The organism is Mycobacterium sp. E787, from assembly GCF_001668725.1.
Lineage (GTDB): Bacteria > Actinomycetota > Actinomycetes > Mycobacteriales > Mycobacteriaceae > Mycobacterium.
The window spans coordinates 1-24954 of record NZ_LZKL01000122.1 but is presented as its reverse complement, the minus strand read 5'-3'; the positions used below and the strand labels follow the sequence as shown (position 1 = coordinate 24954).

Here is a 24954-nt window from a genome sequence, read left to right as displayed (position 1 = left end):
CGTCTAGTTCAGCTCCCAGACCGCGGTGACCGAGAAGCTCACCGTCTGCTGTCCGGGCTCGAGCGGGACCGCGGCCATAGCGCGGGGCGGCGCAGGCGGCCCGCCGGGTACGGGCGCGTTGCCGGAGGCTTCCGAAATGGAGAGCACCCTGCCCAGACTCAGGCCGGACAACTGGGCGTACTGGTCGGCGCGGGCCTTGGCGTCGTTGAAGGCACGCGCGCGGGCATCCTTGACCAGCTGCGAGTCGTCGGCGATGGAGTAGCTGACCGAGCTGATCCGCGTCGCGTCGCCGCCGGTGCCGACGATGAGAGCCAGCATCCGCGAGGCGGCGTCGGTCGGGTGGATCTTCACCCGAATCGCGTTGGTGGCGCGGTAGCCGGTGATCGTCGCGGTGCCGGTGCTGTACTGAGGCTCCAGGGTGACGGTGGTGGTGCTGATGTCTTTGCGATCCAGGCCCGCTCCCACCAGTGCGTTGATCACCGCTTGCTGGCGATCGTTGGTCTGGTTCATGGCGGCGGTGACGTCGGGTGCGGTGAACTCGATGCCGGCCTCGGCGGTCAGAGTGTCGGGGACGCCCTGGACCTGACCCGAGCCGACGACGGTCACCTGGCGGGGATTCGCGCCTGGCGGAGCCGAGTTGTGCTTGACGCAGGCCGCCAGGGCGGCGACGGCCAAGCCGGCCGCGGCCAGGGCAATCGACCTGCGGACCAACCTCGGGGCGTTCGGTGCGATCGGCATCTCTGGACCCTAGCGCCTGTGGGCGTGCCCGATCGGCGGTTCTCCAGAAGAGGATCGGCCCGCCCAGCCCAGGGCGCATTGCGGCGACCTCATCCGCATCCGACGTCGATCATGTTGCGGCGGAACGCCTTTCATCGAACTGGGAGGATTGGAGCCTGGAGGGTGAGGCCGCCGCGGCTTGGCCTACCGCGCCGCTTTGCGGCCCGCGCGAGTGCCCGGTAGGACTTGTGCCGTGACGCCCGAATGGGTTGTTCCGCAAATATTTCGGGTGTCAGCGACCGGCCTCGTGTCGTCCGGCCCGGATTAATTGACGCATTCGAAAACCAAAGTCCGACAGCATGAATGGGATTTCGGCGGTTTAGTATCGCCCTGCGTGGGTACAGCTTCATATGTCCCCCCAGCAATTACACACGCGCCAGTATTTCGGCGGCCATGCGATCAGGGTCATCACGACCGCGGCGCTGGTCGGCCTGGCCGCGTGGTTCGGCTTCGGTACCGCCCACGCCGACACCAACCACGAGCGGCAGGCATGCGCGCTGATGGACGACCACGCCGACGCGATGCGCAACGGCTACTCGTCGTATCCGTCCGAGTACGCATTCGTGGTGCTGTCCACCGAGATGCCGCCGCTCGAGGCGGCGCACACCCTGCGGGCGGCCACTCAGGATGTGTGTCCCGGCCACGCGGCCGATCTCCCTCGAGACTGGCAATAGCCGAGGATCACCGCCGCTGCGCGGGATTCGCTTGTGGTAGTGGCGATCCCGCGGGAACTTCCCTCGCCTCGGGAGATTACCGGCTACCGAAGTCGGCGGCTGGAGACGGAGACCCGACGACGGTAGTCGGCGTGCCCGGCGTCCCACCCGTGGGCCCGCCAGTGCCTCCGGCGAGCCGACCGGCCGCGAACGCCGCGCCTTTGTCGATCATTGCCGCGTTGGTCGCGTACGTGTCGTGGGCCGCGAAGTTCATCCCGTCGGAGCAGATCGGGTCCTCGGGGGCGCACACCTGGATGGTCTTGGTCTGATAGAGCGGACCGATCACCACCGGCGGCTCGCCGAAGAAGTTCATCGCCCTGTCGCTCGGCATCGAGAAGAGCACTACCGAGGACACGTGGTTGGCCACCTCGGGGTCCATCGGTTTGGGGACGGTCGCAGGATCGATGCCATTGGGCACGGCCGCCGAGGTGACGAAGCCCATCACGGCCGCGCCTTGAGAGTAGCCGCCCAGCACCATCTTGGTGTTCGGGCAGTCCTGCGCCGTCGAGACGACATGCGCGCCCGCGTCCCTGATGCCGTCCTCGCCGGCGCTCGTCCACTGGTGGGTGGCGGGATAGTTGACCGGATATACGTCGAGCGACTTCGCGCCAATCCGTGGGCGTAGCGAATCGATGAATGCCTGACCGGTCGGGCCGACACCGGGAGGGTCATCAGTTCCGCGGGCGAACACCACCTGAACATCCGGACACGGCTGAGCGGAGGCCCACGGGATGGAGGGCGCCAGAACGGAGGCGCCAAGGCTCGAGGTCACAACTACTGCGGGGGCAAAGAAACGAAGGAGGGGACGCGCAATCATGCCGCAGAGGTGCCCGCGCATGGCGTTTCTAAACCGGGCATTTTCCAGCGCCTAGCGACTCTGGGCACACCCGGGGTTAGGCCCCGCCGCAGCAAAGCGCCGACGCCTCGCCCCGCCGGTGAGCTAGTCGCGCGGCGCATCCGTCGGGGGGTTCGGGATCTGCAGCACCCGCTGGCGGGTGGTCATCCGGAACGGGTCGAGGGACTGCGACTCGTCCAGGGCCTCGCGCACGTCGTCAAGGGTGATGAGTCCCAATTCGACCTGCAGCCACGTGGCGCTGAGTCCGAACGCGTGAGCCGCGCGCCTGGCCTCCTCGGCGTCCGGGAAGTCATCGGCGTTCGCACGGCCGACCCCGCCGTACCAGCGGCCCTTGGTGACACCACACGCGTCGCGGAGCTGTTCGACGGTGATGTCCCGGTTCAGCGTCGCTTCGAGCAGGCGCTTCAGCCCCCAGCCGGCGGCGTTCGTTCTCGGCATGCCTCCCAGAGTAACCCGATGCAAAAACATGGTCAAAAGCTCTTGATCTGCGAGTAGCTAGCAGAATAAAAGAAAATTAAACATATAACTAGACAAGACTTCATATTTTATATGCCCGCCGCGCCCGCACGCCTGATGCCGACGGCGGCCGCCGGCCAGGCCGCCTCGGTTGGCGGCCTGTCGGTGCCGTCGGCGTGGACGCCGGCCGCGGTTCCGGCCGCGGCAACCGCCGACGTCGCAACGACGGGCGGCGCCCCCGCGAGCGCGCCGCTGCTGGGCTCGCGGGGTGTCCCGGCCACCACGGTCGCCGGCATGGAGACGCGCGCGGCCGGCGCCGCAGAACTTCCCCGGATGAGCGTGTTGCCGCGCGCGGTCGGATGACGGAAGGAGGAGACGCTTCCGCGACTACCGGTGACCAATCAACAACTAACCCAATCTTTTCGAAGGAGACAGGACAATGACCGCACGATTCATGACCGACCCGCACGCGATGCGCGACATGGCTGGGCGCTTCGAGGTCCACGCGCAGTCTGTCGAGGACGAGGCCCGCAAGATGTGGGCGTCGTCGCAGAATATTTCCGGTGCGGGCTGGAGCGGGGCCGCCGAGGCGACCTCTCTGGACACGATGGGCCAGATGAATCAGGCCTTCCGCAACATCGTCGGCATGCTGCACAGCGTGCGCGACGGCCTGGTTCGCGACTCCAACAACTACGCGCAGCAAGAGCAGGCCTCCCAGCGGGTCCTGAGCAGCTAGCCAACCGATCAGGACAGGAGACTTTTCACATGACGATCAACTACCAATTCGGCGACGTCGACGCCCACGGGGCCACCATCCGCGCCCAGGCCGCGTCGCTGGAAGCCGAGCGCCAGGCCATCGTTCGGGATGTGCTTGCCGCCGGCGACTTCTGGGGCGGTGCCGGATCGACGGCCTGTCAGCAGTTCGTCACCGAGCTGGGCCGCAACTTTCAGGTGATCTACGAGCAGGCCAACGCCCACGGGCAGCAGGTGCAGACCGCCGGCAGCAACATGGCCGGCACCGACAGCGCGGTGGGGTCGAACTGGGCCTAGCGCAAAGGCGTGACGAGAATCTTGCAGTGCCGCTCGGGGTCGGCCAGGTCGTCGAAGGCCTGGCCGACCCCCTCGAGTCCGACCTCTCCGGTGATCAGCGGGGTGACGTCGATCTCGCCCTCGGCCAGCGCGCGCAGCGAATCCCCGAACTCCTCGGGGTTGTAGGCGAGGACGAATTGCACGCTGATCTCCTTGGCGATCGCGAAGAAGGGGTGCACCGTGTCGGGTTGCATGCACACGCCCGCGACCACCAGGCGGGTGCCCGGCCGCGCCCGCCGCAGCACGTCGTCGATGATTCCCGGCACCCCGACGGCCTCGAACACCACCGCCGGTTTGACCGTGTCGAACGGCGAGCCCTGGGCCGCATCCACCGTCTGGTGCGCGCCCATCGCGGTGGCCAGCTCGCGGCGCTTTGGCGAAAAGTCCGACGCGACAATGCTTTCGACGCCTCGCGCGCGCAGCGCCGCGATGATCGCGATGCCGATCGGCCCGCAGCCGAGCACCAGGGCGGTCTCGCCCGGGGCGATGCCGGACTTGTTGACGGCGTGCAAGCCCACCGCCATTGGCTCGGTCAGCGCGGCATGCTTGATGTCCAGGCCGTTGGGAATGGGCAGCAGCAGCGGGGCCGACAGCAGCATCCGCTCGGCGTAGCCGCCGATCGTGCTGTTGCTGTAGACGATCGGCTCGACGCCTTTGGCGGAGAGCAACACCGGAAGCGAGGTCACCATGGTTCCCGGCGGATGGGTTTCGGTGTCAGGCCCGGCCTCCAGCACCTCGGCGCTGAACTCGTGTCCCATGAACACGTCGCTGTTCAGGTCGACACCCATGCCCCCGGCGCCGGCGGCGACCTGAGCGGTCATCTCCACCACCTCGTCGCCGTGGGCGGCGAAATGCAAATCGGAGCCGCAGATTCCGCACGCCCGCACGCCGACCAACACCTGGCCGGGGCCGGGCACCGGCTCGGGGACGTCGTCGCGGTACACCATCCGGCCGTCGCGCAACACCGCTGCCCGCATCAGCTTCCCACGCCTTTCTGCTCGTCGACGTGCTCGGTGATGGCCTTGACGACCGCCTCACCAGCGCGCCCGATCAGCTGGTCGCGTTTGCCCCGGGCCCAGTCGTGCGAGGAACGCGACGCCTCGAGCTGTCCCTTGAAATAGGGAATCACCTTGCGGGCGAACAGCTCATAGCAGTGATAGGTCGCCTCGGGCGAGGCCCAGTCGTGCCCGAGCATCAGCAGCGTTCCGAATCCGCCCGACCGTTCCAGCAGGTCCTCGATGTGCGCGATCGCGTCGTCGGGCGTGCCGATGCAGCAATTGCCCTTGGCCGCATAATCCGCGACGAATTCTTGCGGCGTCTGCGCCTCACCGTCTACCGCGTTGGACAGCGGCACGAAGCCGGCCGCGCCGAAATAATTGGCGAAATCCTGCAGGCCGTAGGTGCAGTCGTCGATCGCCTGCTCGCGGCTGTCCGCGATGTGCATGATGCTCAGCACGCGCCAGTCGGCGCGGGCCGGCTCGTCGCGGCCGACCTTGGCGGCCTGCTCGCGCACCACCTCCCAGGTGTTTTCCAGGGCCGCGTAGCCGCCCGGGACCGACATCGACAGCGACAGCAGCGACGTGCCCAGCGCGCCGGCCAGCCGCGGGCCGGATGGGGAAATCATTGCCGCGGTGGCGATTTCGGGATAGGGCCACGTGTAGGGGCGGATGTGCAACTGGGCGTCGCGCAGCGTGAACCAGTCGGAGTGACGGTCAATCCGCTCCGTCGGCGCGGCGCGGAACAGCGCGAGGATCGCCTCGAGGGATTCCTGCATCATCCGCCGCTGCTCGATCGGATCGATGCCCATCATGTAGGCGTCCGACGGCAGAGCGCCCGGGCCGGTGCCGAACATGACCCGCCCGCGGGTCAGGTGGTCCAGCAGCACCCACCGGTCGGCCACCATCAGCGGATGGTGGTAGGGCAGCGACACCACGCCGGTGCCCAGCCGGATGTGCTTCGTCCGCTCCGCCGCGGCCGCGATGAACACCTCCGGGCAGGCGATCAGCTCGTAGCCTCCGGAGTGGTGTTCGCCGAACCAGGCTTCGTCGAAACCGAGCCGGTCCAGCGCTACGACCCGCTCCATGTCGTATTCCAGTGCGACCGTGGGGGATTGGCCGACGGGATGGAATGGCGTGATGAAGACTCCGAAACGCAGCGGCGCACCCGTCACCATTCCACTCCTTTGAGGAACTCCAGCAGTGCCGCGTTCACCTCGTCGGGCCGTTCCTGCTGCAGCCAATGTCCCGCGCCGTCGATCATCACCTCGCGGTACGGCCCGGAGATCACCTCCGAAACACGGTCGCGACTGGTGAACGACAGCACCGGATCGCCGGTCCCGGCGATAAACAGGCAGGGCACGGCGATTTTCGCGCCCTCGAGCTCGGCGGTGGTCTCCCAGTTGCGGTCGAAATTGCGGTACCAGTTGAGGCCGCCGGTGAACCCGGTGCGGGAAAACTCGGCGATGTAGTGGTCGAGCTCCTCCTGGCTGATCCAGTCCGGCAGCCCCTCGGGTTCGGGAAGCCGATCGATGAAACCTTCCGGGCCGGGAGTGGCCATCTTCAGCATCGCGTCCGGGCCGGGACCCGTTAAGCCGCCCATCATCCGGCGCATGGTCCGGGCGGGGTCGGCATTGAGCTCGGCGTCGGCGACACCCGGCTCCTGGAAATACAGGATGTAAAAGAAGTTCTCGCCGAATAGCTTGCGCCACGCCTTCGTCGGCGCCACATGCGAGCGCGGCAGCGCCGGCACGCTCAGCGCGGCGACGGCCGCGACCCGGTCGGGGTGCAGCAGCGGCGCGTGCCACGCCACCGGCGCGCCCCAGTCGTGACCGACCCAGACGGCCCGCTCGGCGCCGGCGTCGTCGAGCAGACCGACGATGTCGGCGGTCAATTCGTGAATGTTGTAGGCCTCGATCGCGTCCGGGCGTGACGAGCCGCCGTAGCCGCGCTGGTCGGGCGCCAGCACGTGATAGCCGGCCTCCGCCAAGACGGGTATCTGGTGGCGCCATGAATAGGCCAGTTCGGGGAAGCCATGGGCCAGGACCACCACGGGCGCGCCGCGGTCACCCGCTTCGGTCACCCGGAGTTTTACGCCGTTGGTATCTACTAACCGTTCGGTTGAGGAGGGCACGGTCTCACCAAAGCACAACGACCCCGGGCTGAGAAGGGTGTGCCCGACTGGAAATTGACATTCCGTCGTGCCGGGTCCGGCGGCCTGGTAGACATCGCTTCTGAGCCTTGGCCGTACCCGGAAGAGGTGGGCTTACCGTGAAGCGCCTAGACCACGTCGTCTTATGGACGAAGGATCCGCAAGCGTCGATGGACTTCTACTCGAGGGTGGTCGGGCTGGCGCCGGTGCGGTTCGGCGAGTTCCAGGCCGGGGAAGCGCCATTTCCCAGCGTGCGCGTGTGCGAAGACTCCATCATCGATCTCCTGTCGACGGCCAACATCTCCGGCACCGAGTCGCTCACCAAGGTCGCGGGCAGCGCCGGCCATCCGGTGAACCACGTCTGCCTGGCAATGTCGAAATCCGAATACGACGCGTTGGATCGGCGCCTGCAGGAAGAAGGAGTTGACACCAGCGCGCGGCTGGACCACAGCTACGGGGCTCGCGGGTGGGCGCCGCACGGCTACTACTTCGCCGACCCCGACGGCAATGTGGTGGAAGCGCGCTATTACGAGTGAGGCTCGACGGTGTGTGATTTGCCACGCCGGGAACCGCACCGGGAACCGCCGGTCGTTGTCATAGCAAGATCGCGCCCCGGCTCTGCCGGGACTGGCGATCGACACCGGGCCGATGGTGCCGACCCGCTGCGCCCCGGCTCTGCCGGGACTGGCGATCGACACTAGCGGTAGCCTGGACTTTTCCAGCTTCGTGTATCGCGGAAGGACCTGGCCGACGAGGCCGATGATTGATGAACCGGAAAAACGTGATTCGCACGCTCACGGCGATCGCCGTTGTGGTGCTGCTGGGCTGGTCGTTTTTTTACTTTAGCGACGACACCCGCGGTTACAAGCCCGTCGACACCTCGGTGGCGATGGCGCAGATCAACGGCGACAACGTCAAGAGCGCGCAGATCGACGATCGCGAGCAGCAATTGCGATTGACCCTGAAAAAGGGCAGCAAGGACACCGACAATTCCGACAAGGTCATCACCAAATACCCCAGCGGATACGCAGTAGACCTGTTCAATTCGCTCACCGCGAAGAACGCGAAGGTCAGCACCGTCGTCAACGAGGGCAGCATCCTGGGCGAGCTGCTGGTCTACGTCCTGCCGCTGCTGTTGCTGGTGGGCCTGTTCGTGATGTTCTCGCGGATGCAGGGCGGCGCCCGGATGGGCTTCGGATTCGGCAAGTCGCGGGCGAAGTTGCTGAACAAGGACATGCCCAAGACCACGTTCGCCGACGTCGCGGGCGTCGACGAGGCGGTCGAGGAGCTCTACGAGATCAAGGACTTCCTGCAGAACCCCAGCAGGTACCAGGCGCTGGGCGCCAAGATCCCCAAGGGCGTGCTGCTCTACGGGCCGCCCGGAACGGGCAAGACGCTCCTGGCCCGCGCCGTGGCGGGTGAGGCCGGGGTGCCGTTCTTCACCATCTCCGGCTCCGACTTCGTCGAAATGTTCGTCGGTGTCGGCGCCTCACGAGTGCGCGACCTGTTCGAGCAGGCCAAGCAGAACAACCCGTGCATCATCTTCGTCGACGAGATCGACGCGGTCGGGCGCCAGCGCGGCGCCGGCCTGGGCGGCGGGCACGACGAGCGTGAGCAGACACTGAACCAGTTGCTGGTCGAGATGGACGGTTTCGGCGATCGCACCGGCGTCATCCTGATCGCGGCCACCAACCGCCCGGACATCCTCGACCCCGCGCTGCTGCGGCCCGGCCGCTTCGACCGGCAGATCCCGGTGACCAACCCGGACATGGCGGGCCGGCGCGCGGTGCTGCGGGTGCACTCCAAGGGCAAACCGATCGGTCCCGACGCCGACCTCGACGGGCTGGCCAAGCGGACGGTCGGCATGACCGGCGCGGACCTGGCCAACGTCATCAACGAGGCGGCGCTGCTGACCGCCCGCGAGAACGGCACCGTCATCACGGGCGCCGCGCTGGAGGAGGCGGTCGACCGGGTCATCGGCGGGCCGCGCCGCAAGGGCCGCATCATCAGCGAGCAGGAAAAGAAGATCACCGCCTACCACGAGGGCGGGCACACGCTGGCGGCGTGGGCGATGCCCGACATCGAGCCGATCTACAAGGTGACCATCCTGGCGCGGGGACGCACCGGCGGGCACGCGGTGGCGGTGCCGGAGGAAGACAAGGGCCTGCGCACGCGGTCGGAGATGATCGCCCAGCTGGTGTTCGCGATGGGCGGGCGCGCCGCCGAGGAGCTCGTGTTCCGCGAGCCGACCACCGGCGCGGTGTCCGACATCGAGCAGGCCACCAAGATCGCGCGCGCGATGGTCACCGAGTTCGGCATGAGCTCCAAGCTGGGTGCCGTCAAATACGGCTCCGAGCACGGCGACCCGTTCCTGGGCCGGACCATGGGAACGCAGGCGGACTACTCGCACGAGGTCGCCCGCGACATCGACGACGAGGTGCGCAAGCTCATCGAGGCCGCGCACACCGAGGCCTGGGAGATCCTCACCGAATACCGCGACGTGCTCGACACCCTGGCCGGCGAGCTGCTGGAGAAGGAAACCCTGCACCGGCCCGAGCTCGAGGGCATCTTCGCCGGGGTCGAGAAGCGGCCGAGGCTGACGATGTTCGACGACTTCGGCGGCCGGATCCCGTCGGACAAGCCACCGATCAAGACGCCCGGCGAGCTGGCCATGGAGCGGGGTGAGCCGTGGCCGCCGCCGGTGCAGGAGCCGGCGTTCAAGGCGGCCATCGCCCGCGCCAGCCAGGCCGCCGAGGCCGAGGCTGCCCGTAATGCCAACGGCGGCAACGGTTCTCACGGCGGCCAGGGAGACGGCAACCGGCAGCCCGCCCCGCATGGCCCCACGCAGCCCGACTACGGCGCCCCGGCGGGCTGGTATGCGCCGGGATGGCCGCCGCAGGAACAGCAACACCAGCAGCAGCCGAATTACTGGTATCCGCCGCCCCCGGGCCCTACGCCGCCCCCGCAGCAGCCGTATTGGCCGCAGCCGGCGCCGGGCTATCCGGGCCAGCAGGGCCCCCACGGCCAGGGGTATCCGACCCACCAGCCCTACCCGCCGTATCCGCCCTATCCGCCTCCGGCTCAACCGAACCCGGATGCCGGAAAGTCTCCAAACCGCCAGGATGACGACGTGAGCCGGTCCAACCCGCCGGCCCACGGCTGACGAACGGAGGATTCGATGGCTCTCCCGGATTTGGGGCCGGATTTGGGCACGGATACCCGCCAAACGACTCCACGCATACGGGCGTTCGATCAGCAGCGCGCCGAGGCGGCGGTCCGCGAGTTGCTCTACGCGATCGGCGAAGACCCGGACCGCAACGGCCTGCAGGACACCCCTGCCCGCGTCGCCCGTGCCTACCGCGAGATGTTCGCCGGGCTCTACACCGATCCCGACACCGTGTTGAACACGATGTTCGACGAGGACCACGACGAGATGGTGATCGTCAAAGAGATCCCGCTGTACTCCACCTGCGAGCACCATCTGGTGTCGTTCCACGGGGTGGCCCACGTCGGCTACATCCCCGGCAAGGACGGCCGGGTGACCGGCCTGTCGAAGATCGCCCGGCTGGTGGACCTGTACGCCAAGCGGCCCCAGGTGCAGGAGCGGCTCACCAGCCAGATCGCCGATGCCCTGGTGAACAAGCTGGATCCGCGCGGCGTGATCGTCGTGGTCGAGGCCGAGCACCTGTGCATGGCGATGCGCGGTGTCCGCAAGCCCGGCGCCGTCACCACGACGTCGGCGGTACGCGGCATGTTCAAAACCAGTCCCGCCTCCCGGGCCGAAGCGCTCGACCTGATCCTGCGCAAGTGAGCCCTCTGAAGACTCAGCCCGTGCAGGTGATGGGAGTGCTGAACGTCACTGACGACTCCTTCTCCGACGGCGGGCGCTACCTCGATGCCGACGACGCCGTCGCCCATGGTCTGGCGATGGCGGCCGAGGGCGCCGGCATCATCGACGTCGGCGGCGAGTCGACCCGGCCCGGCGCCGTTCGCGTCGACCCCCGCGTCGAGACCTCCCGCGTGGTGCCCGTCGTCAAAGAGCTTGCCGCACAGGGCATCACCGTGAGCATCGACACGATGCACGCCGACGTCGCGCGGGCGGCGCTGCAGAGCGGCGCGCGCATCGTCAACGACGTGTCGGGTGGACGGGCCGACCCCGCGATGGCGCCGCTGCTGGCCGAGGCCGGCGTGCCGTGGGTGTTGATGCACTGGCGGTCGGTGTCGTCGCAGCGACCGCATCGGACGCCGCACTACCGCGACGTGGTGGCCGAGGTGCGCGCCGAGTTGCTCGCCGGCGTCGACGACGCGGTGGCCGCGGGTGTCGATCCCGACCAGCTGGTGATCGACCCCGGTCTGGGATTCGCCAAGACGGGACAAGACAATTGGGCGCTGCTGCACGCGCTGCCACAGCTGGTCGCCACCGGGGTGCCGGTGCTACTGGGTGCCTCACGCAAACGGTTCCTCGGCACGTTGTTGGCCGGGCCGGACGGCTCGCCGCGACCGCCCGACGGGCGCGAGACGGCGACCGCCGTGATTTCCGCGCTGGCCGCGCTGTACGGGGCTTGGGGTGTGCGCGTACACGACGTCCGCGCCTCCGTCGATGCCCTCAAGGTCGTCGAGGCCTGGACGGGAAACGATGGCTGATCGAATCGAGTTGCGCGGCTTAACAGTTCGTGGCCGACACGGCGTTTTCGAGCATGAGCGCGCGACCGGGCAGGACTTCGTCGTGGATATCACCGTGTGGATCGACCTGGCCGACGCCGCGGCCAGCGACGCGTTGTCCGACACCTACGACTACGCCGCGCTGGCCCAGCTGGCGGCCGACGTCGTCGGGGGTCCGCCACGTCAGCTGATCGAGGCGGTCGGCGGTGAGATCGCCGACCGGGTGATGGGGGACGGGCGCGTGCACGCCGTCGAGGTGGTGGTGCACAAGCCGCAGGCGCCCATCCCGCACCGGTTCGCCGACGTCGCCGTGGTGGTTCGGCGGTCGCGGCGCGGCGGCCGCGGTTCGGTGATCCCGGCGGGCGGCGTCGTATGACCCGCGTCGTGCTGTCCATCGGCTCCAACCTCGGCGACCGGCTGGCCCGGCTGCAGTCGGTCGTCGACGGGCTGGGCGAGGCGGTGGTCGCGGTATCCCCGGTGTATGAGACGGACCCCTGGGGCCGCGTCGAGCAGGCCCCGTTCCTCAACGCGGTGCTCATCGCCGACGACCCGGCGTGCGACGGGCAGGCGTGGCTGCGCCGGGCGCAGGAATTCGAGCGCGCCGCGGGCCGGGTGCGCGGCGAGCGTTGGGGCCCGCGCACGCTGGACGTCGACCTGATCGCCTGCTACGGCCAAACGGAGGTGATCGCCCGCGAGCCCAACCTGACGCTCCCACACCCGCTGGCCCACCTGCGGGCCTTCGTGCTGGTGCCGTGGCTGGCCATCCAGCCGGATGCCGAGCTGACGGTCGCCGAAGGGCCGCGCCCGATCGCGCAACTACTTTCCGAACTCGATCCGGCCGACCGGGAAGGGGTCCGGCCCTCGGGGCTGAGGCTGGAGATCACGGGACAGCACAGCTGATGGGTCCCACCAGAAAACGTGACCTGACGGCCGCGGTCGTCGGCGCTGCGGTGGTGGGCTACCTGCTGGTGATCACCCTGTACCGGTGGTTTCCGCCCATCACGGTGTGGACCGGCCTGTCGCTGCTGGCCGTGGCCATCGCCGAGGCGCTGTGGGCGCGCTACGTACGGGCCAAGATCAACGACGGCGAAATCGGCGCCGGGCCCGGCTGGCTGCATCCGTTGGCGGTGGCGCGCAGCGTGATGGTGGCCAAGGCGTCGGCCTGGGTGGGCGCGCTGGTGCTGGGCTGGTGGATCGGCGTGCTGGTGTACTTCTTCCCGCGGCGGTCGTGGCTGCGCGTCGCCGCCGAGGACACCACCGGGACGGTGGTGGCCGCCGTCAGCGCGCTGGCGTTGGTCGTCGCCGCGCTGTGGCTGCAGCATTGCTGCAAGTCCCCGCAGGATCCGACGGACCAAGGCGAGGGCGCGGAGACGTAGCCCACCAGGAGGCGGCGCGACGCCCCGGGTGAGAATCGCCGGTGCCGCGCGACACGCGGAGTGACCTCGCGCAGGTACTCTCAGGCCATGACCGTTCTGTCCCGCGGCGCCCGGGTGCGGCGCGGCGGCCGCAGGCCGGGGTGGGTGCTCTTGACCGCGTTGCTGGTCCTCGCGATGGGGGCCAGTTCCGCACTGGTTTTCACCAATCGGGTGGAACTCCTCAAGCTCGCTGTAATCCTGGCGCTGTGGGCCGCAGTCGCAGGCGCCTTCGTTTCGGTGCTCTATCGTCGCCAAAGCGACGCAGACCAGTCCCGGGTGCGCGACCTGAAGCTGGTCTACGACCTTCAGCTGGATCGGGAGATCTCGGCCCGGCGCGAATACGAGCTGACGGTCGAGTCCCAGCTGCGTCGCGAGCTGGCCTCGGAGTTACGCGCCCAGGCCGCCGACGACCTGGCGGCGTTGCGCGCGGAGCTGAGCGCGCTGCGAACCAGCCTCGAGATCCTGTTCGACGCCGACCTGCAGCACCACCCCGCGCTGGAGACGGTCGAAACCGAGGCGCCCCGCACCCGCGCCTACAGCGACTGGGACCGCAACGGCGAGGGCAACCGGGATTGGGTTGCCAGCGATCGGGTGACATCGGTCACCCAGGACAACCCGCCCGGCCGCGACGACGAGGCCGCGATCATCGACGTGCCCGAGGAACCGCTGCTCCCGCCGCGGCAGCCGCCGCCGCGGGAGCGTGTCCGCGTGCAATACGACGGCCCGCAGGACGGTCGATACCAGGTTTCACAAGAGCCGCCGTACATGACCCCGCCGCCCGAGCCGCGATTCGCGCCTCCGCCGCCCTCGCAACCTGAACCGTCGCCGCTGCCGCGGGAGTGGCAGCCGGCCCCCGCCGAGGCACAGTGGCGGCCCCCGGGCACCAGCTGGGCCCCCGATGGGGCCGACGCGCCCGGCGGCGAGCCGACGGCGGGGCGGCGCGCGCGGCATTACGGCTCCCGAGAAGGCTCCCAGGAAACCCTGGACGGCTCGCCGTTCGAGCACCTTCAGCCACCGCCGTACGGCGAATCCGGTCGGCGGGCGCGAGCGCGCCATTCGGCGGAGTACCGCGAGTACGGCGTGCGCGACTTCGGGGGCCCGAGCGAGCCCGCGAGCGCGCCGGCCGCCGCGGCGCCGCCACCTCCCCACCCGATGCCGCCGCCGCCCGTCGCCCCGCCGCCACCGCAGATGGCCCCGCCCCCGGCGGCCGAGCCGGCCGCGCGGCATCGCGGCGCCGATCCCCTCGAGCAGGCGCCGGATGGGCCGCCCAGCGGTGGCCAGTCGGTGGCCGACCTGTTGGCGCGCCTGCAGGTCCAGCCGTCCGGTGGCGGACGGCGCCGCCGGCGCGACGGCTGACCTGGGAGCTTCCTCACACCGGCTTTCGTTGGGCTCGGCGTGACGGATCGATTAAAGTCTTGGTGACCGTCCGGTACCCGAGCAGTGGACCGGAACGAACCAAAGAAAGCTGTGAGGTCGTCTGCGATGGGGCAGTTCGACGGACTGCGCCCGGCCAGGCTCAAGGTGGGCATCATCTCCGCGGGCAGGGTGGGCTCCGCGCTGGGCGTCGCGCTCGAGCGCGCAGACCATGTGGTGGTGGCGTGCAGCGGCGTCTCCCGCGCGTCGCGGCAGCGGGCTCAGCGCCGGCTGCCCGATACGCCGGTGGTGTCGCCGCCGGATGTGGCCGCCAACGCCGAGCTGCTGGTCTTGGCGGTTCCCGACAGTGAGCTCGCCGGCCTGGTGTCCGGGCTGGCGGCGACCTCGTCCGTGCGGCCTGGCACGATCGTGGTGCACACGTCCGGAGCCAACGGCGTCAGCATCCTCGCGCCGCTGACCCATGACGGCTGCATCCCGGTGGCGATCCACCCGGCGATGACGTTCACCGGTTCCGACGAGGACATCAGCCGGCTGCCCGACACCTGTTTCGCGATCACCGCGGCCGACGAGGTCGGGTACGCGATCGGGCAGTCGCTCGTCCTGGAGATGGGCGGGGAGCCGTTCTGCGTTCGCGAGGATGCCCGCGTCCTGTACCACGCCGCGCTGGCGCACGCGGGCAACCACATCGTGACTGTCCTCGCCGACGCGCTCGAGGCGCTGCGGGCCGCGCTGCGCGGCAGCGAACTGCTCGGGCAACAAATCGTCGACGACCAGCCGGGCGGCCTCGCCGAACGCATCGTCGGGCCGCTGGCCCGGGCGGCGCTGGAGAACACGCTGCAGCGCGGCCAGGCCGCGCTCACCGGGCCGGTCGCCCGCGGCGATGCGGCTGCGGTCGCCGAGCACCTGGCCGCCCTCGCCGAGGCCGACCCGGAGCTGGCCGGGGCCTACCGGGTCAATGCCCTGCGCACCGCCCGGCGCGCGCACGCCCCCGAGGATGTCGTCGAGGTGCTGGCGCGATGACGGCCCCACGCAAGCCGGCGTTCAATCCGGGCGAGCTCAACGTGTATTCGGCACCCCGCGACGTCGCCGACGTCAGCCGCGCGCTGCGCCACACCGGCCGGCGGGTGATGCTGGTGCCCACCATGGGCGCCCTGCACGACGGGCACCTGGCGCTGGTGCGCGCCGCCAAGCGGGTTCCCGGCTCGGTGGTCGTGGTATCGATCTTCGTCAACCCGCTGCAATTCGGCGTGGGCGAAGACCTCGACGCATACCCGCGCACCCTCGACGACGACGTGGCGTTGCTGCGCGGCGAAGGCGTCGAGATCGTGTTCGCGCCGACCGCCGCGGCGATGTACCCCAACGGACTGCGCACCACCGTGCAGCCCGGCCCGCTGGCGGCCGAACTCGAGGGCGGCCCGCGGCCGTCCCATTTCGCCGGGGTGCTGACGGTGGTGTGCAAGCTGCTGCAGATCGTTCGCCCCGACCGGGTGTTCTTCGGCGAGAAGGACTATCAGCAGCTGGTGCTGGTCCGGCAGATGGTCGCCGACCTGAACGTCGACGTGGCCGTCGTGGGGGTCCCGACCGTCCGCGAGCCCGACGGGCTGGCGATGTCGTCGCGCAACCGTTACCTCGACCCCGGGCAACGTGAATTGGCCGTGGCGCTCTCGGCGGCGCTGACGGCCGGGGCGCACGCCGCCACCGACGGGCCCGCGGCCGCGCTGGACGCCGCCCGCGCCGTGCTCGACGCCACGCCCGGCCTCGTGCTCGACTACCTGGAGCTGCGCGACGCCGAACTCGGCCCGTTGCGCGAGGGTGGCTCCGGCCGGCTGCTGGTCGCGGCCCGGCTGGGCACCACGCGACTGCTCGACAACGTCGCAATTCAGATCGGAACTTCGCCGGCACCCGTGGGGCCGGACGGACACGCCCAAAAACCTTGGAGGAATTGATGTTACGCACCATGCTGAAGTCGAAGATCCACCGCGCCACCGTCACGCAGGCCGACCTGCACTACGTCGGCTCGGTGACCATCGACGCCGACCTGATGGACGCCGCCGACCTGCTGGAGGGCGAGCAGGTGACCATTGTCGACATCGACAACGGCGCCCGGCTGGTCACCTATGCGATCACCGGGGAACGCGGCAGCGGCGTGATCGGAATCAACGGCGCCGCAGCGCATCTCGTGCACCCCGGCGATCTGGTGATCCTGATCGCCTACGGGACGATGGAGGACGCGGAGGCGCGCGCCTACCGCCCGCGGATCGTGTTCGTCGACGCCGACAACAAGCCGATCGACCTCGGGGACGATCCGGCGTTCGTGCCGGCCGACGCCGCAGAGCTGTTAGACCCTCGGATCGGCGCGCGGTAGCCGTGCTGCTGGCCATCGACGTCCGCAACACGCACACCGTCGTCGGACTGATCTCGGGCTCCAAGGAGCACGCAAAAGTCGAGCAGCAGTGGCGGATCCGCACCGAGTCCGAGGTCACCGCCGACGAACTCGCGCTGACGATCGACGGCCTGATCGGCGAGGATTCCGAGCGGCTTACCGGCGCCGCCGCGCTGTCGACCGTGCCGTCGGTGTTGCACGAGGTGCGCGTCATGCTCGACCAGTACTGGCCGTCGGTGCCGCAAGTTCTCATCGAGCCGGGGATACGAACTGGTATCCCGCTGTTGGTCGACAACCCCAAGGAAGTCGGGGCCGACCGGATCGTCAACTGCCTGTCCGCGTTTCACCAGTTCGGCAAGGCGTCCATCGTCATGGATTTCGGATCCTCGATCATCGTGGACCTGGTGTCGGCCAAGGGCGAGTTTCTCGGCGGCGCCATCGCCCCGGGCGTACAGGTTTCGTCCGATGCCGCCGCGGCTCGCTCCGCGGCGCTGCGCCGCGTCGAGCTGACCCGGCCCCGGTCGGTGGTCGGCAAGAACACCGTCGAGTGCATGCAGGCCGGCGCGGTGTTCGGGTTCGCCGGCTTGGTCGACGGTTTGGTGCAGCGCATCCGCGAGGACGTGGACGGTTTCTCCGGCGAGTTGGGCGATCAGGTCGCGGTGGTGGCCACCGGGCACACCGCGCCGCTGCTGCTGCCGGAACTGCACACCGTCGCCCATTACGACCGGCACCTGACCCTGCACGGCCTGCGGCTCGTCTTCGAACGCAACCGGGACGCCCAGCGCGGCCGGCTGAAGACGGCCCGCTGACGCCCGGCTTTCCGCGTCGTGTGTGAATCGACGGCGTTGAGTGTGAATCCTGGCAGCGATTCGGGCGCATTTTCCGTCCCCTATACACACTGAAAGCCCTGAACGCACAGTGAAAGCCCTGAGAGCACATGCATTGCCTCTCGATGGCCTCAATTAAGCTGGCACGTCGTGACATCTGAGCCCCCGGAAGCCGAGACCGACCTTCCCGAGCAGTATCGGATCCGCCGGGACAAGCGCGCTCGGTTGCTGGACGAGGGGGTCGACCCCTACCCGGTGGCCATCGAACGCACCCACACCCTTGCCGAGGTGCGCGCCGCTCACCCCGACCTGCCGACCGACACCGCCACCGACGACGTCGTCGGTGTCGCCGGTCGGGTCATGTACGCCCGCAACTCCGGCAAGTTGTGCTTTGCGACACTCCAGGATGGCGACGGCACGACCCTGCAGGTCATGGTCAGCCTCGACAAGGTCGGCCGGCAGGCGCTCGACGCCTGGAAGACGGACGTCGACCTCGGCGACATCGTCTTCGTGCACGGCAACGTGATCAGCTCGCGCCGCGGCGAGTTGTCCGTCCTGGCCGACTCCTGGCGGATGGCGGCCAAGTCGCTGCGGCCGCTGCCGGTCGCGCACAAGGAGATGAACGAAGAGTCGCGGGTCCGGCAGCGCTATGTCGACCTCATCGTCCGCCCCCAGGCCCGCTCGGTGGCCAGGCAGCGGATCGCCGTTATCCGCGCGATTCGCACCGCGTTGGAACGGCGCGGGTTTTCCGAAGTCGAAACACCTATGTTGCAGACGCTGGCCGGCGGCGCCGCGGCTCGGCCGTTCATCACCCATTCCAATGCTCTCGACATCGATCTCTACCTGCGGATCGCGCCAGAACTGTTCCTCAAGCGCTGCGTCGTCGGCGGATTCGACAGGGTCTTCGAGCTAAATCGCGTGTTCCGAAACGAAGGGGCCGATTCGACCCATTCTCCCGAATTTTCGATGCTGGAGACCTACCAGACCTACGGAACCTATGACGATTCGGCGATCGTCACGCGCGAGCTTATTCAAGAGGTGGCCGACGAGGCGATCGGAACCCGACAACTGCCGTTGCCAGACGGCAGCGTCTACGACATAGACGGAGAATGGGCATCGATACAAATGTATCCGTCGCTGTCGGCGGCGCTCGGTGAGGAGATCACGCCCGAGACCGCGGTGGACCGGCTGTGGGCCATCGCGGACAAGCTGGGTGTGGAGATTCCCCGCGACCGCGGCTACGGGCACGGCAAGCTGGTCGAAGAACTCTGGGAACACGCGGTGGGCAACGCGCTGACCGCACCGACCTTCGTCAAGGATTTCCCTGTCGAGACAACGCCTTTGACGCGACAGCACCGCAGCATCCCGGGCGTGACCGAGAAGTGGGACCTTTACCTCCGCGGGGTCGAACTCGCCACCGGGTATTCCGAACTGAATGACCCGGTCATCCAGCGCGAGAGGTTCGCTGCGCAGGCCCGTGCGGCGGCCGCCGGCGACGACGAGGCCATGGTGCTTGACGAAGACTTTCTCGCCGCGCTCGAGTATGGGATGCCCCCGTGCACGGGAACCGGAATGGGTATCGATCGGTTGCTGATGTCCTTGACCGGGCTGTCAATTAGGGAGACGGTTTTGTTCCCGATTGTGCGGCCGCACTCCAGTTGAGTTACCGGTTGCGTCCGGATTGAGTATGCTGCGTTGTTATGGCAGATTGGTTCCTTGGGGAGTGAATCCAAACTGCTCAGCAACTGCTCAGGACGAAACGCGAGGGTAAGCTAATGGCGAAAAAAGTGACCGTCACCTTGGTCGATGATTTCGACGGTGCGGGCGCGGCCGACGAAACGGTTGAATTCGGGCTTGACGGGGTGACCTACGAGATTGATCTTTCGTCCAAGAATGCCGCGAAACTGCGCAACGATTTGAAGCAATGGGTTGCGGCGGGACGCCGCGTCGGCGGACGTCGCCGCGGGCGGTCGGGTTCGGGGCGGGGGCGTGGAGCCATCGACCGCGAGCAGAGCGCCGCGATCCGGGAATGGGCCCGCCGCAACGGGCACAACGTGTCGACGCGCGGCCGCATCCCGGCGGACGTCATCGACGCGTTCCACGCGGCGACCTGACACGCTGCCGACCGGCGCCCGGGTCCAGGAGACCCGGGCGCCGGTCGTTTCATTTCGCTGGCGGCGAAAAGATCGCCCGCCGATACGGAAACGCCTGGGTGGTTTTCCTCGTTTATGTGTTGCGCCTGTATTTCACGGGGGATGCGGCCCGGACCGTCGGGCACAGCAACGTTAGGAACCCCGGCAGGCCGACCATTACAGTGGATGGCAGGTACGCAGGGGCCGACAAGAGCCGACCACAGTACCGATGGCAGGGAGAGCAGGTAACCAGCGATGTTCGAAAGATTTACCGACCGTGCCCGCAGGGTCGTCGTCCTGGCGCAAGAAGAGGCCCGGATGCTCAACCACAACTACATCGGCACCGAGCACATCCTGTTGGGCCTGATCCACGAGGGCGAGGGCGTCGCGGCGAAGTCGCTGGAGTCGCTGGGGATCTCGCTCGAGGGCGTCCGCAGCCAGGTCGAAGAGATCATCGGCCAGGGCCAGCAGGCGCCGTCGGGGCACATCCCCTTCACGCCGCGGGCCAAGAAGGTGCTCGAGCTGAGCCTGCGCGAGGCGCTGCAGCTCGGCCACAACTACATCGGCACCGAGCACATATTGCTCGGCCTCATCCGCGAGGGTGAGGGCGTGGCCGCGCAGGTGCTGGTCAAGCTGGGCGCCGAGCTGACCCGGGTGCGCCAGCAGGTGATCCAGCTGCTGAGCGGCTACCAGGGCAAGGAGGCCGCGGAGGCCGGCACCGGAGGCCGCGGCGGCGAGTCGGGCAGCCCGTCCACGTCGCTGGTGCTCGACCAGTTCGGGCGCAACCTGACGGCCGCCGCGATGGAAGGCAAGCTGGACCCGGTCATCGGCCGCGAGAAGGAAATCGAGCGGGTGATGCAGGTGCTGAGCCGGCGCACCAAGAACAACCCGGTGCTGATCGGCGAGCCCGGCGTCGGCAAGACCGCCGTCGTCGAGGGCCTGGCGCAGGCCATCGTGCACGGCCAGGTCCCGGAGACGCTGAAGGACAAGCAGCTCTACACGCTCGACCTGGGTTCGCTGGTGGCGGGCTCGCGCTACCGCGGTGACTTCGAGGAGCGCCTGAAGAAGGTGCTCAAGGAGATCAACACCCGCGGCGACATCATCCTGTTCATCGACGAGCTGCACACGCTCGTCGGGGCCGGTGCCGCCGAGGGCGCGATCGACGCGGCAAGCATCCTGAAGCCCAAGCTGGCCCGCGGTGAGCTGCAGACCATCGGTGCCACCACGCTCGACGAGTACCGCAAGTACATCGAGAAGGACGCCGCGCTGGAGCGCCGCTTCCAGCCCGTGCAGGTCGGGGAGCCGACGGTGGAGCACACCATCGAGATCCTCAAGGGCCTGCGCGACCGCTACGAGGCGCACCACCGGGTGTCGATCACCGACAGCGCGATGGTGGCCGCGGCCACCCTGGCCGACCGCTACATCAACGACCGGTTCCTGCCGGACAAGGCGATCGACCTGATCGACGAGGCGGGCGCCCGGATGCGGATCCGCCGCATGACCGCGCCGCCAGACCTGCGCGAGTTCGACGAGAAGATCGCCGAGGCACGCCGGGAGAAGGAATCGGCGATCGACGCCCAGGACTTCGAGAAGGCGGCCAGCCTCCGCGATCGCGAGAAGACGCTGGTGGCCCAGCGGGCCGAGCGTGAAAAGCAGTGGCGTTCGGGCGATCTCGACGTGGTCGCCGAGGTCGACGACGAGCAGATCGCCGAGGTGCTCGGCAACTGGACCGGTATCCCGGTGTTCAAGCTCACCGAGGCCGAGACCACCCGCCTGCTGCGCATGGAGGACGAACTGCACAAGCGGATCATCGGCCAGGAGGACGCGGTCAAGGCCGTCTCCAAGGCGATCCGCCGCACCCGCGCCGGGTTGAAGGACCCCAAGCGGCCGTCGGGGTCGTTCATCTTCGCCGGCCCGTCCGGCGTCGGTAAGACGGAGCTGTCCAAGGCGCTGGCCAACTTCCTGTTCGGCGACGACGACGCGCTCATCCAGATCGACATGGGCGAGTTCCACGACCGGTTCACCGCGTCGCGGCTGTTCGGCGCCCCGCCGGGATACGTCGGCTACGAGGAGGGCGGCCAGCTCACCGAGAAGGTGCGGCGCAAGCCGTTTTCCGTGGTGCTGTTCGACGAGATCGAGAAGGCCCACCAGGAGATCTACAACAGCCTGTTGCAGGTCCTCGAGGACGGCCGGCTCACCGACGGCCAGGGCCGCACGGTGGACTTCAAGAACACCGTGCTGATCTTCACCTCGAACCTCGGCACGTCCGACATCTCCAAGCCGGTCGGCCTGGGCTTCACCCAGGGTGGCGGTGAGAACAACTACGAGCGGATGAAGCAGAAGGTCAACGACGAGCTGAAGAAGCACTTCCGCCCGGAGTTCCTCAACCGCATCGACGACATCATCGTCTTCCACCAGCTGACCAAGGACGAGATCATCCGGATGGTCGACCTCATGATCGGCCGGGTCGCCGGCCAGCTCAAGAGCAAGGACATGGCCCTGGAGCTGACCGACAAGGCCAAGTCGTTGCTGGCCAAGCGCGGCTTCGACCCGGTGCTGGGTGCCCGCCCGCTGCGGCGCACCATCCAGCGCGAGATCGAGGACCAGCTGTCCGAGAAGATCCTCTTCGAGGAGGTCGGACCCGGCCAGGTCGTCACCGTCGACGTCGACAACTGGGACGGCGAGGGCGCCGGTGAGGACGCGGTGTTCACGTTCACCGGGACGCGCAAGCCGCCGGTCGAGCCGGACCTGGCCAAGGCCGGGGCGCACAGCGCGCCGGAAACGCAGTAGCGATTGCAGCAAACGGGCGGCGTGGCGATCGCGAGCGCGGCGGAGCCGGGCGAAGCGGGTCGCCGCCATCGGACTAATCTCTGACGGGATTAACCGCCCGTTTCGCATGGAAGGGCCCGCCTGTGCTGATCGTGACCACCAACGACCTTCCGGGCTGGGACATCCAGCGCGTCTGCGGCGAAGTGTTCGGTTTGACCGTCCGCTCGCGAAACGCCTTCTCCCAGATGGGCGCGGGCTTCAAGGCAATGTTCGGCGGCGAGCTGGCCGGCATGACCAAGAACCTCGCCGACAGCCGCAACGAAGCGATGGGACGCCTGATCGCCGAGGCGCGCAACCGCGGGGGCAACGCCATCGTCGCGATGCGGTTCGACACGACCGAGATCGGCGACGTCTGGACCGAGATCTGCGCCTACGGCACGGCGGTGCAGGCGGTCCCGGTCACCGACGCCGCCAAGTACACCGCGGGCCAGCTCGGCTACGGCGCCGCGACGCCGCAACAGTGATCCGCGGTCTAGACTGACCACGCTTACGTTTTCGATGGACAACGGAATTCTGGTGAAACTCCAGAACGGTCGCGCCACTGTCACAGTCAGACCCGGAGTCCGTCACCACCCCCGAGCGGGACGCGAAATCCCGGAAGGAGTCAACAAGTGACGAACACCCACCCGACCGATACCCGTGCCCGGTCGGTTGGCCTGTCGGCGGCGAGTGCCGCGGTCTGGTTGGCGGCAACCGTCTTCCTGGCGTTGCTGGCCCTGTACTTCGTCGGTATCGACCAAGGGGCGCTGTCGTTGTTCGGCAGCGATTCGCACGTGCACGAGTTCGTGCACGACGCCCGCCATCTGCTCGGCTTCCCCTGTCACTGAGATCGTGGAGAAGCGTCTGATCGGACGCGGCCTGGTGGCCGGCGCCGTCGGCGCGGTGCTGGCTTTCGCGTTCGCCCGCCTGTGCGCCGAGCCCGTGATCGGCCGCGCGATCGCCTTCGAGGACGGACGAATCGACGCCCTGGGTGCGCGTGGCTTGCACGAGCACGGCGCCGAGTTGTTCACCCGGGGGGTGCAGTCCACCGCCGGGTTGGGCTTCGGTGTGCTCATCTTCGGTTTGGCGATGGGCGCGCTGTTCAGCGTGCTGTTCTGTGTGGTGTCCGCGCGCGCGACTAACGTTGGGCCGCAGCCACTTTCCCTGCTGTTGGCGGCGGCCGCATTCGGCGCGGTCTACCTGGTGCCGTTCGTGAAGTACCCGCCGAATCCGCCGGCGGTGGGTCAGGCGGACACGATCCAGGCCCGCACCGGCTGGTACCTGATGATGGTGGTGACGTCGGTGGCTTTGGCGGTCGTCGCCGCGTGGCTGGCCCGGGGACTGACGGCCCGGTTCGGTGTGTGGAGCGGGCGGCTGCTCGCGGCGGGTACCTATGTCGCGGCGGTCGCGGCGGTGGCGGTGCCGCTGCCCAGCGTGGATGAGACGCCGCCCGGCTTTCCCGCCGACGTCCTCTACGAATTCAGGTTGCTATCGCTCGCCACGCAGCTGGTGCTGTGGGCCACGATCGGCGTGGTCTTCGCCACGCTCACCGCTCGGCTGCTCGGGGAGCGGGTCGGCAGCGCACCGGAACCGAGCCACGCGACGTGACCGACGTCGTCCGGCTGACCCTGGTGGCGCACGCAATGACCGACGCCATGGCGGCCGGACGCTTTCCCGCCGATGAGCCGCTCAACGGCATCGGTCGTCGGCAGGTCAAAAAGGCTGGGCGCCTTGACCTTCAGGACGGCACCCGTCAGCTCTGCGGGCCCGAGCAGCGCGCCCGGGAAACCGCGCAACTGCTCGGCCTGCGCGCCGCGACCGAGCCGCGGCTGGCGGATCTCGATTGCGGCGGTTGGTGCGGGCAGACGCTGCGGGCCGTCGGCCCCGCGGACCTCGAGACGTGGCTGACCGATCCGGCGCGGGCGCCGCACGGCGGTGAATCCATCGTCGACCTGATGCAGCGGGTGGCCGGCTGGCTGGATTCACTGGCCGACGACACAGCGCCCGCGGTGGCGGTCACGCATCCGGCGGTGATCCGGGCTGCCATCCTGCACAGCCTCGATGCGCCCCCGAAGTCGTTCTGGCGCATCGACATCGCGCCTGCAAGCCGCACCGTGCTGTACTTCCGCAACGGCCGCTGGACGCTGCGTTTGTAACTGGCGGTCATGCCGGGCGCGGGGTGGGCGGCCGACTTTTGTCGTACCCGGCTGTGATGATGGGGTCATGTTGTCGACGGCACCGCCTCGGTTGGGGGTGAACCATAAAGAGCGGTTGGCGGTGTTGTTTGAGGAGTTGGCGGAGTTGGCCGGGCAGCG

29 protein-coding genes are annotated in these 24954 nt (G+C 68.5%); 23 read left to right on the top strand and 6 right to left on the bottom strand.

Features of this window, described 5'->3' with window-relative positions:
- Window positions 1-3: 3 nt before the first annotated feature.
- Window positions 4-738 carry an SIMPL domain-containing protein gene (locus tag A5705_RS23980; RefSeq protein WP_067871824.1) on the bottom strand — a complete coding sequence of 245 codons (735 nt, stop codon included), beginning with the start codon at window positions 736-738 and terminating at the stop codon, window positions 4-6.
- 389 nt (window positions 739-1127) lie between these two features.
- Between A5705_RS23980 and A5705_RS23975 the strand changes: the two genes are divergently transcribed.
- Window positions 1128-1451 carry a hypothetical protein gene (locus tag A5705_RS23975; protein WP_067871821.1) on the top strand — a complete coding sequence of 108 codons (324 nt, stop codon included), beginning with the start codon at window positions 1128-1130 and terminating at the stop codon, window positions 1449-1451.
- 76 nt (window positions 1452-1527) lie between these two features.
- Here the strand turns inward: A5705_RS23975 and A5705_RS23970 are convergent, their stop codons facing one another.
- Together A5705_RS23970 and A5705_RS23965 are read right to left on the bottom strand one after the other, a co-directional pair.
- Complete coding sequence (locus A5705_RS23970) at window positions 1528-2307, bottom strand: cutinase family protein (protein WP_082956663.1); 780 nt, start codon at window positions 2305-2307, stop codon at window positions 1528-1530.
- 123 nt (window positions 2308-2430) lie between these two features.
- The gene (locus A5705_RS23965; protein WP_067871818.1) at window positions 2431-2784 is read right to left on the bottom strand and encodes a hypothetical protein; all 354 of its coding nucleotides are present in this window, start codon (window positions 2782-2784) and stop codon (window positions 2431-2433) included.
- Between the two features lie 111 nt (window positions 2785-2895).
- On the opposite strand from A5705_RS23965, the gene A5705_RS23960 reads away from it, so the two are divergent.
- From A5705_RS23960 to A5705_RS23950, 3 genes are all read left to right on the top strand, one after another.
- Window positions 2896-3165 (top strand): hypothetical protein, encoded by a 270-nt coding sequence (locus A5705_RS23960; protein ID WP_067871815.1) that lies wholly within the window; start codon window positions 2896-2898, stop codon window positions 3163-3165.
- Window positions 3166-3241: 76 nt separating this feature from the next.
- The gene (locus A5705_RS23955; protein WP_067871812.1) at window positions 3242-3538 is read left to right on the top strand and encodes a WXG100 family type VII secretion target; all 297 of its coding nucleotides are present in this window, start codon (window positions 3242-3244) and stop codon (window positions 3536-3538) included.
- Between the two features lie 29 nt (window positions 3539-3567).
- The gene (locus A5705_RS23950; protein ID WP_067871809.1) at window positions 3568-3852 is read left to right on the top strand and encodes a WXG100 family type VII secretion target; all 285 of its coding nucleotides are present in this window, start codon (window positions 3568-3570) and stop codon (window positions 3850-3852) included.
- On the opposite strand, the gene A5705_RS23945 is transcribed toward A5705_RS23950, so the two are convergent.
- Genes A5705_RS23945 through A5705_RS23935 form a run of 3 tightly spaced genes read right to left on the bottom strand, consistent with a single transcriptional unit; the run spans window position 3849 to window position 7020 of the window.
- The gene (locus tag A5705_RS23945) at window positions 3849-4868 is read right to left on the bottom strand and encodes a zinc-binding dehydrogenase (protein WP_068280413.1); all 1020 of its coding nucleotides are present in this window, start codon (window positions 4866-4868) and stop codon (window positions 3849-3851) included. The genes A5705_RS23950 and A5705_RS23945 overlap by 4 nt on opposite strands.
- On the bottom strand, window positions 4868-6064 hold the full coding sequence (locus A5705_RS23940; RefSeq protein ID WP_067871803.1) for an LLM class flavin-dependent oxidoreductase: 1197 nt from the start codon (window positions 6062-6064) through the stop codon (window positions 4868-4870). Before A5705_RS23940 ends, A5705_RS23945 begins: the two co-directional genes overlap by 1 nt.
- Window positions 6058-7020: an alpha/beta fold hydrolase gene (locus tag A5705_RS23935; protein ID WP_067871800.1), complete on the bottom strand. Its 963-nt coding sequence runs from the start codon at window positions 7018-7020 to the stop codon at window positions 6058-6060. The genes A5705_RS23940 and A5705_RS23935 overlap by 7 nt, the downstream gene beginning before the upstream one ends.
- 137 nt (window positions 7021-7157) lie before the next feature.
- Between A5705_RS23935 and A5705_RS23930 the strand changes: the two genes are divergently transcribed.
- The 19 genes from A5705_RS23930 (at window position 7158) to A5705_RS23840 (ending at window position 24795) form a co-directional block, all read left to right on the top strand.
- Window positions 7158-7574 carry a VOC family protein gene (locus tag A5705_RS23930; RefSeq protein ID WP_082956662.1) on the top strand — a complete coding sequence of 139 codons (417 nt, stop codon included), beginning with the start codon at window positions 7158-7160 and terminating at the stop codon, window positions 7572-7574.
- A gap of 230 nt (window positions 7575-7804) precedes the next feature.
- On the top strand, window positions 7805-10201 hold the full coding sequence (gene ftsH, locus A5705_RS23925; RefSeq protein ID WP_067871795.1) for an ATP-dependent zinc metalloprotease FtsH: 2397 nt from the start codon (window positions 7805-7807) through the stop codon (window positions 10199-10201).
- A 15-nt stretch (window positions 10202-10216) separates the two neighbouring features.
- Entirely contained in the window at window positions 10217-10849 is a 633-nt protein-coding gene (gene folE, locus A5705_RS23920; RefSeq protein ID WP_067871792.1) for a GTP cyclohydrolase I FolE, read from the top strand.
- 29 nt (window positions 10850-10878) lie between these two features.
- Window positions 10879-11682 carry a dihydropteroate synthase gene (gene folP / locus A5705_RS23915; protein ID WP_067871863.1) on the top strand — a complete coding sequence of 268 codons (804 nt, stop codon included), beginning with the start codon at window positions 10879-10881 and terminating at the stop codon, window positions 11680-11682.
- Entirely contained in the window at window positions 11675-12076 is a 402-nt protein-coding gene (gene folB / locus A5705_RS23910; RefSeq protein WP_067871789.1) for a dihydroneopterin aldolase, read from the top strand. Before folP ends, folB begins: the two co-directional genes overlap by 8 nt.
- A complete protein-coding gene (gene folK, locus A5705_RS23905; protein ID WP_067871786.1) occupies window positions 12073-12600 on the top strand; it encodes a 2-amino-4-hydroxy-6-hydroxymethyldihydropteridine diphosphokinase in 528 nt (175 codons plus the stop codon). Before folB ends, folK begins: the two co-directional genes overlap by 4 nt.
- Window positions 12600-13076, top strand: a complete 477-nt coding sequence (locus A5705_RS23900; RefSeq protein ID WP_067871783.1) for a DUF3180 domain-containing protein — start codon at window positions 12600-12602, stop codon at window positions 13074-13076. The genes folK and A5705_RS23900 overlap by 1 nt, the downstream gene beginning before the upstream one ends.
- Window positions 13077-13163: 87 nt before the next feature.
- A complete protein-coding gene (locus tag A5705_RS23895) occupies window positions 13164-14471 on the top strand; it encodes a DUF6779 domain-containing protein (RefSeq protein WP_067871780.1) in 1308 nt (435 codons plus the stop codon).
- 126 nt (window positions 14472-14597) lie between these two features.
- The gene (locus A5705_RS23890; RefSeq protein WP_067871777.1) at window positions 14598-15509 is read left to right on the top strand and encodes a Rossmann-like and DUF2520 domain-containing protein; all 912 of its coding nucleotides are present in this window, start codon (window positions 14598-14600) and stop codon (window positions 15507-15509) included.
- Window positions 15506-16435 (top strand): pantoate--beta-alanine ligase, encoded by a 930-nt coding sequence (gene panC, locus A5705_RS23885; protein WP_067871774.1) that lies wholly within the window; start codon window positions 15506-15508, stop codon window positions 16433-16435. The genes A5705_RS23890 and panC overlap by 4 nt, the downstream gene beginning before the upstream one ends.
- Window positions 16435-16854 carry an aspartate 1-decarboxylase gene (gene panD, locus A5705_RS23880; protein WP_067871771.1) on the top strand — a complete coding sequence of 140 codons (420 nt, stop codon included), beginning with the start codon at window positions 16435-16437 and terminating at the stop codon, window positions 16852-16854. Before panC ends, panD begins: the two co-directional genes overlap by 1 nt.
- Before the next feature lie 2 nt (window positions 16855-16856).
- Window positions 16857-17681 (top strand): type III pantothenate kinase, encoded by an 825-nt coding sequence (locus tag A5705_RS23875; RefSeq protein ID WP_067871769.1) that lies wholly within the window; start codon window positions 16857-16859, stop codon window positions 17679-17681.
- Between the two features lie 168 nt (window positions 17682-17849).
- A complete protein-coding gene (gene lysS / locus A5705_RS23870) occupies window positions 17850-19361 on the top strand; it encodes a lysine--tRNA ligase (RefSeq protein WP_067871766.1) in 1512 nt (503 codons plus the stop codon).
- Between the two features lie 113 nt (window positions 19362-19474).
- Window positions 19475-19813 (top strand): histone-like nucleoid-structuring protein Lsr2, encoded by a 339-nt coding sequence (gene lsr2 / locus A5705_RS23865; protein WP_036363110.1) that lies wholly within the window; start codon window positions 19475-19477, stop codon window positions 19811-19813.
- A gap of 273 nt (window positions 19814-20086) precedes the next feature.
- Window positions 20087-22621: an ATP-dependent protease ATP-binding subunit ClpC gene (gene clpC1 / locus A5705_RS23860; protein ID WP_067871763.1), complete on the top strand. Its 2535-nt coding sequence runs from the start codon at window positions 20087-20089 to the stop codon at window positions 22619-22621.
- 122 nt (window positions 22622-22743) lie between these two features.
- Complete coding sequence (locus A5705_RS23855; protein WP_067871760.1) at window positions 22744-23124, top strand: YbjQ family protein; 381 nt, start codon at window positions 22744-22746, stop codon at window positions 23122-23124.
- Window positions 23125-23271: 147 nt separating this feature from the next.
- Window positions 23272-23487 carry a CbtB-domain containing protein gene (locus A5705_RS23850; RefSeq protein WP_067871757.1) on the top strand — a complete coding sequence of 72 codons (216 nt, stop codon included), beginning with the start codon at window positions 23272-23274 and terminating at the stop codon, window positions 23485-23487.
- A gap of 4 nt (window positions 23488-23491) precedes the next feature.
- Window positions 23492-24247: a CbtA family protein gene (locus tag A5705_RS23845; protein ID WP_068280409.1), complete on the top strand. Its 756-nt coding sequence runs from the start codon at window positions 23492-23494 to the stop codon at window positions 24245-24247.
- Window positions 24244-24795, top strand: coding sequence for a histidine phosphatase family protein (locus A5705_RS23840; protein WP_068280406.1), 552 nt, complete (start codon window positions 24244-24246; stop codon window positions 24793-24795). Before A5705_RS23845 ends, A5705_RS23840 begins: the two co-directional genes overlap by 4 nt.
- The last annotated feature ends 159 nt before the right edge of the window (window positions 24796-24954 follow it).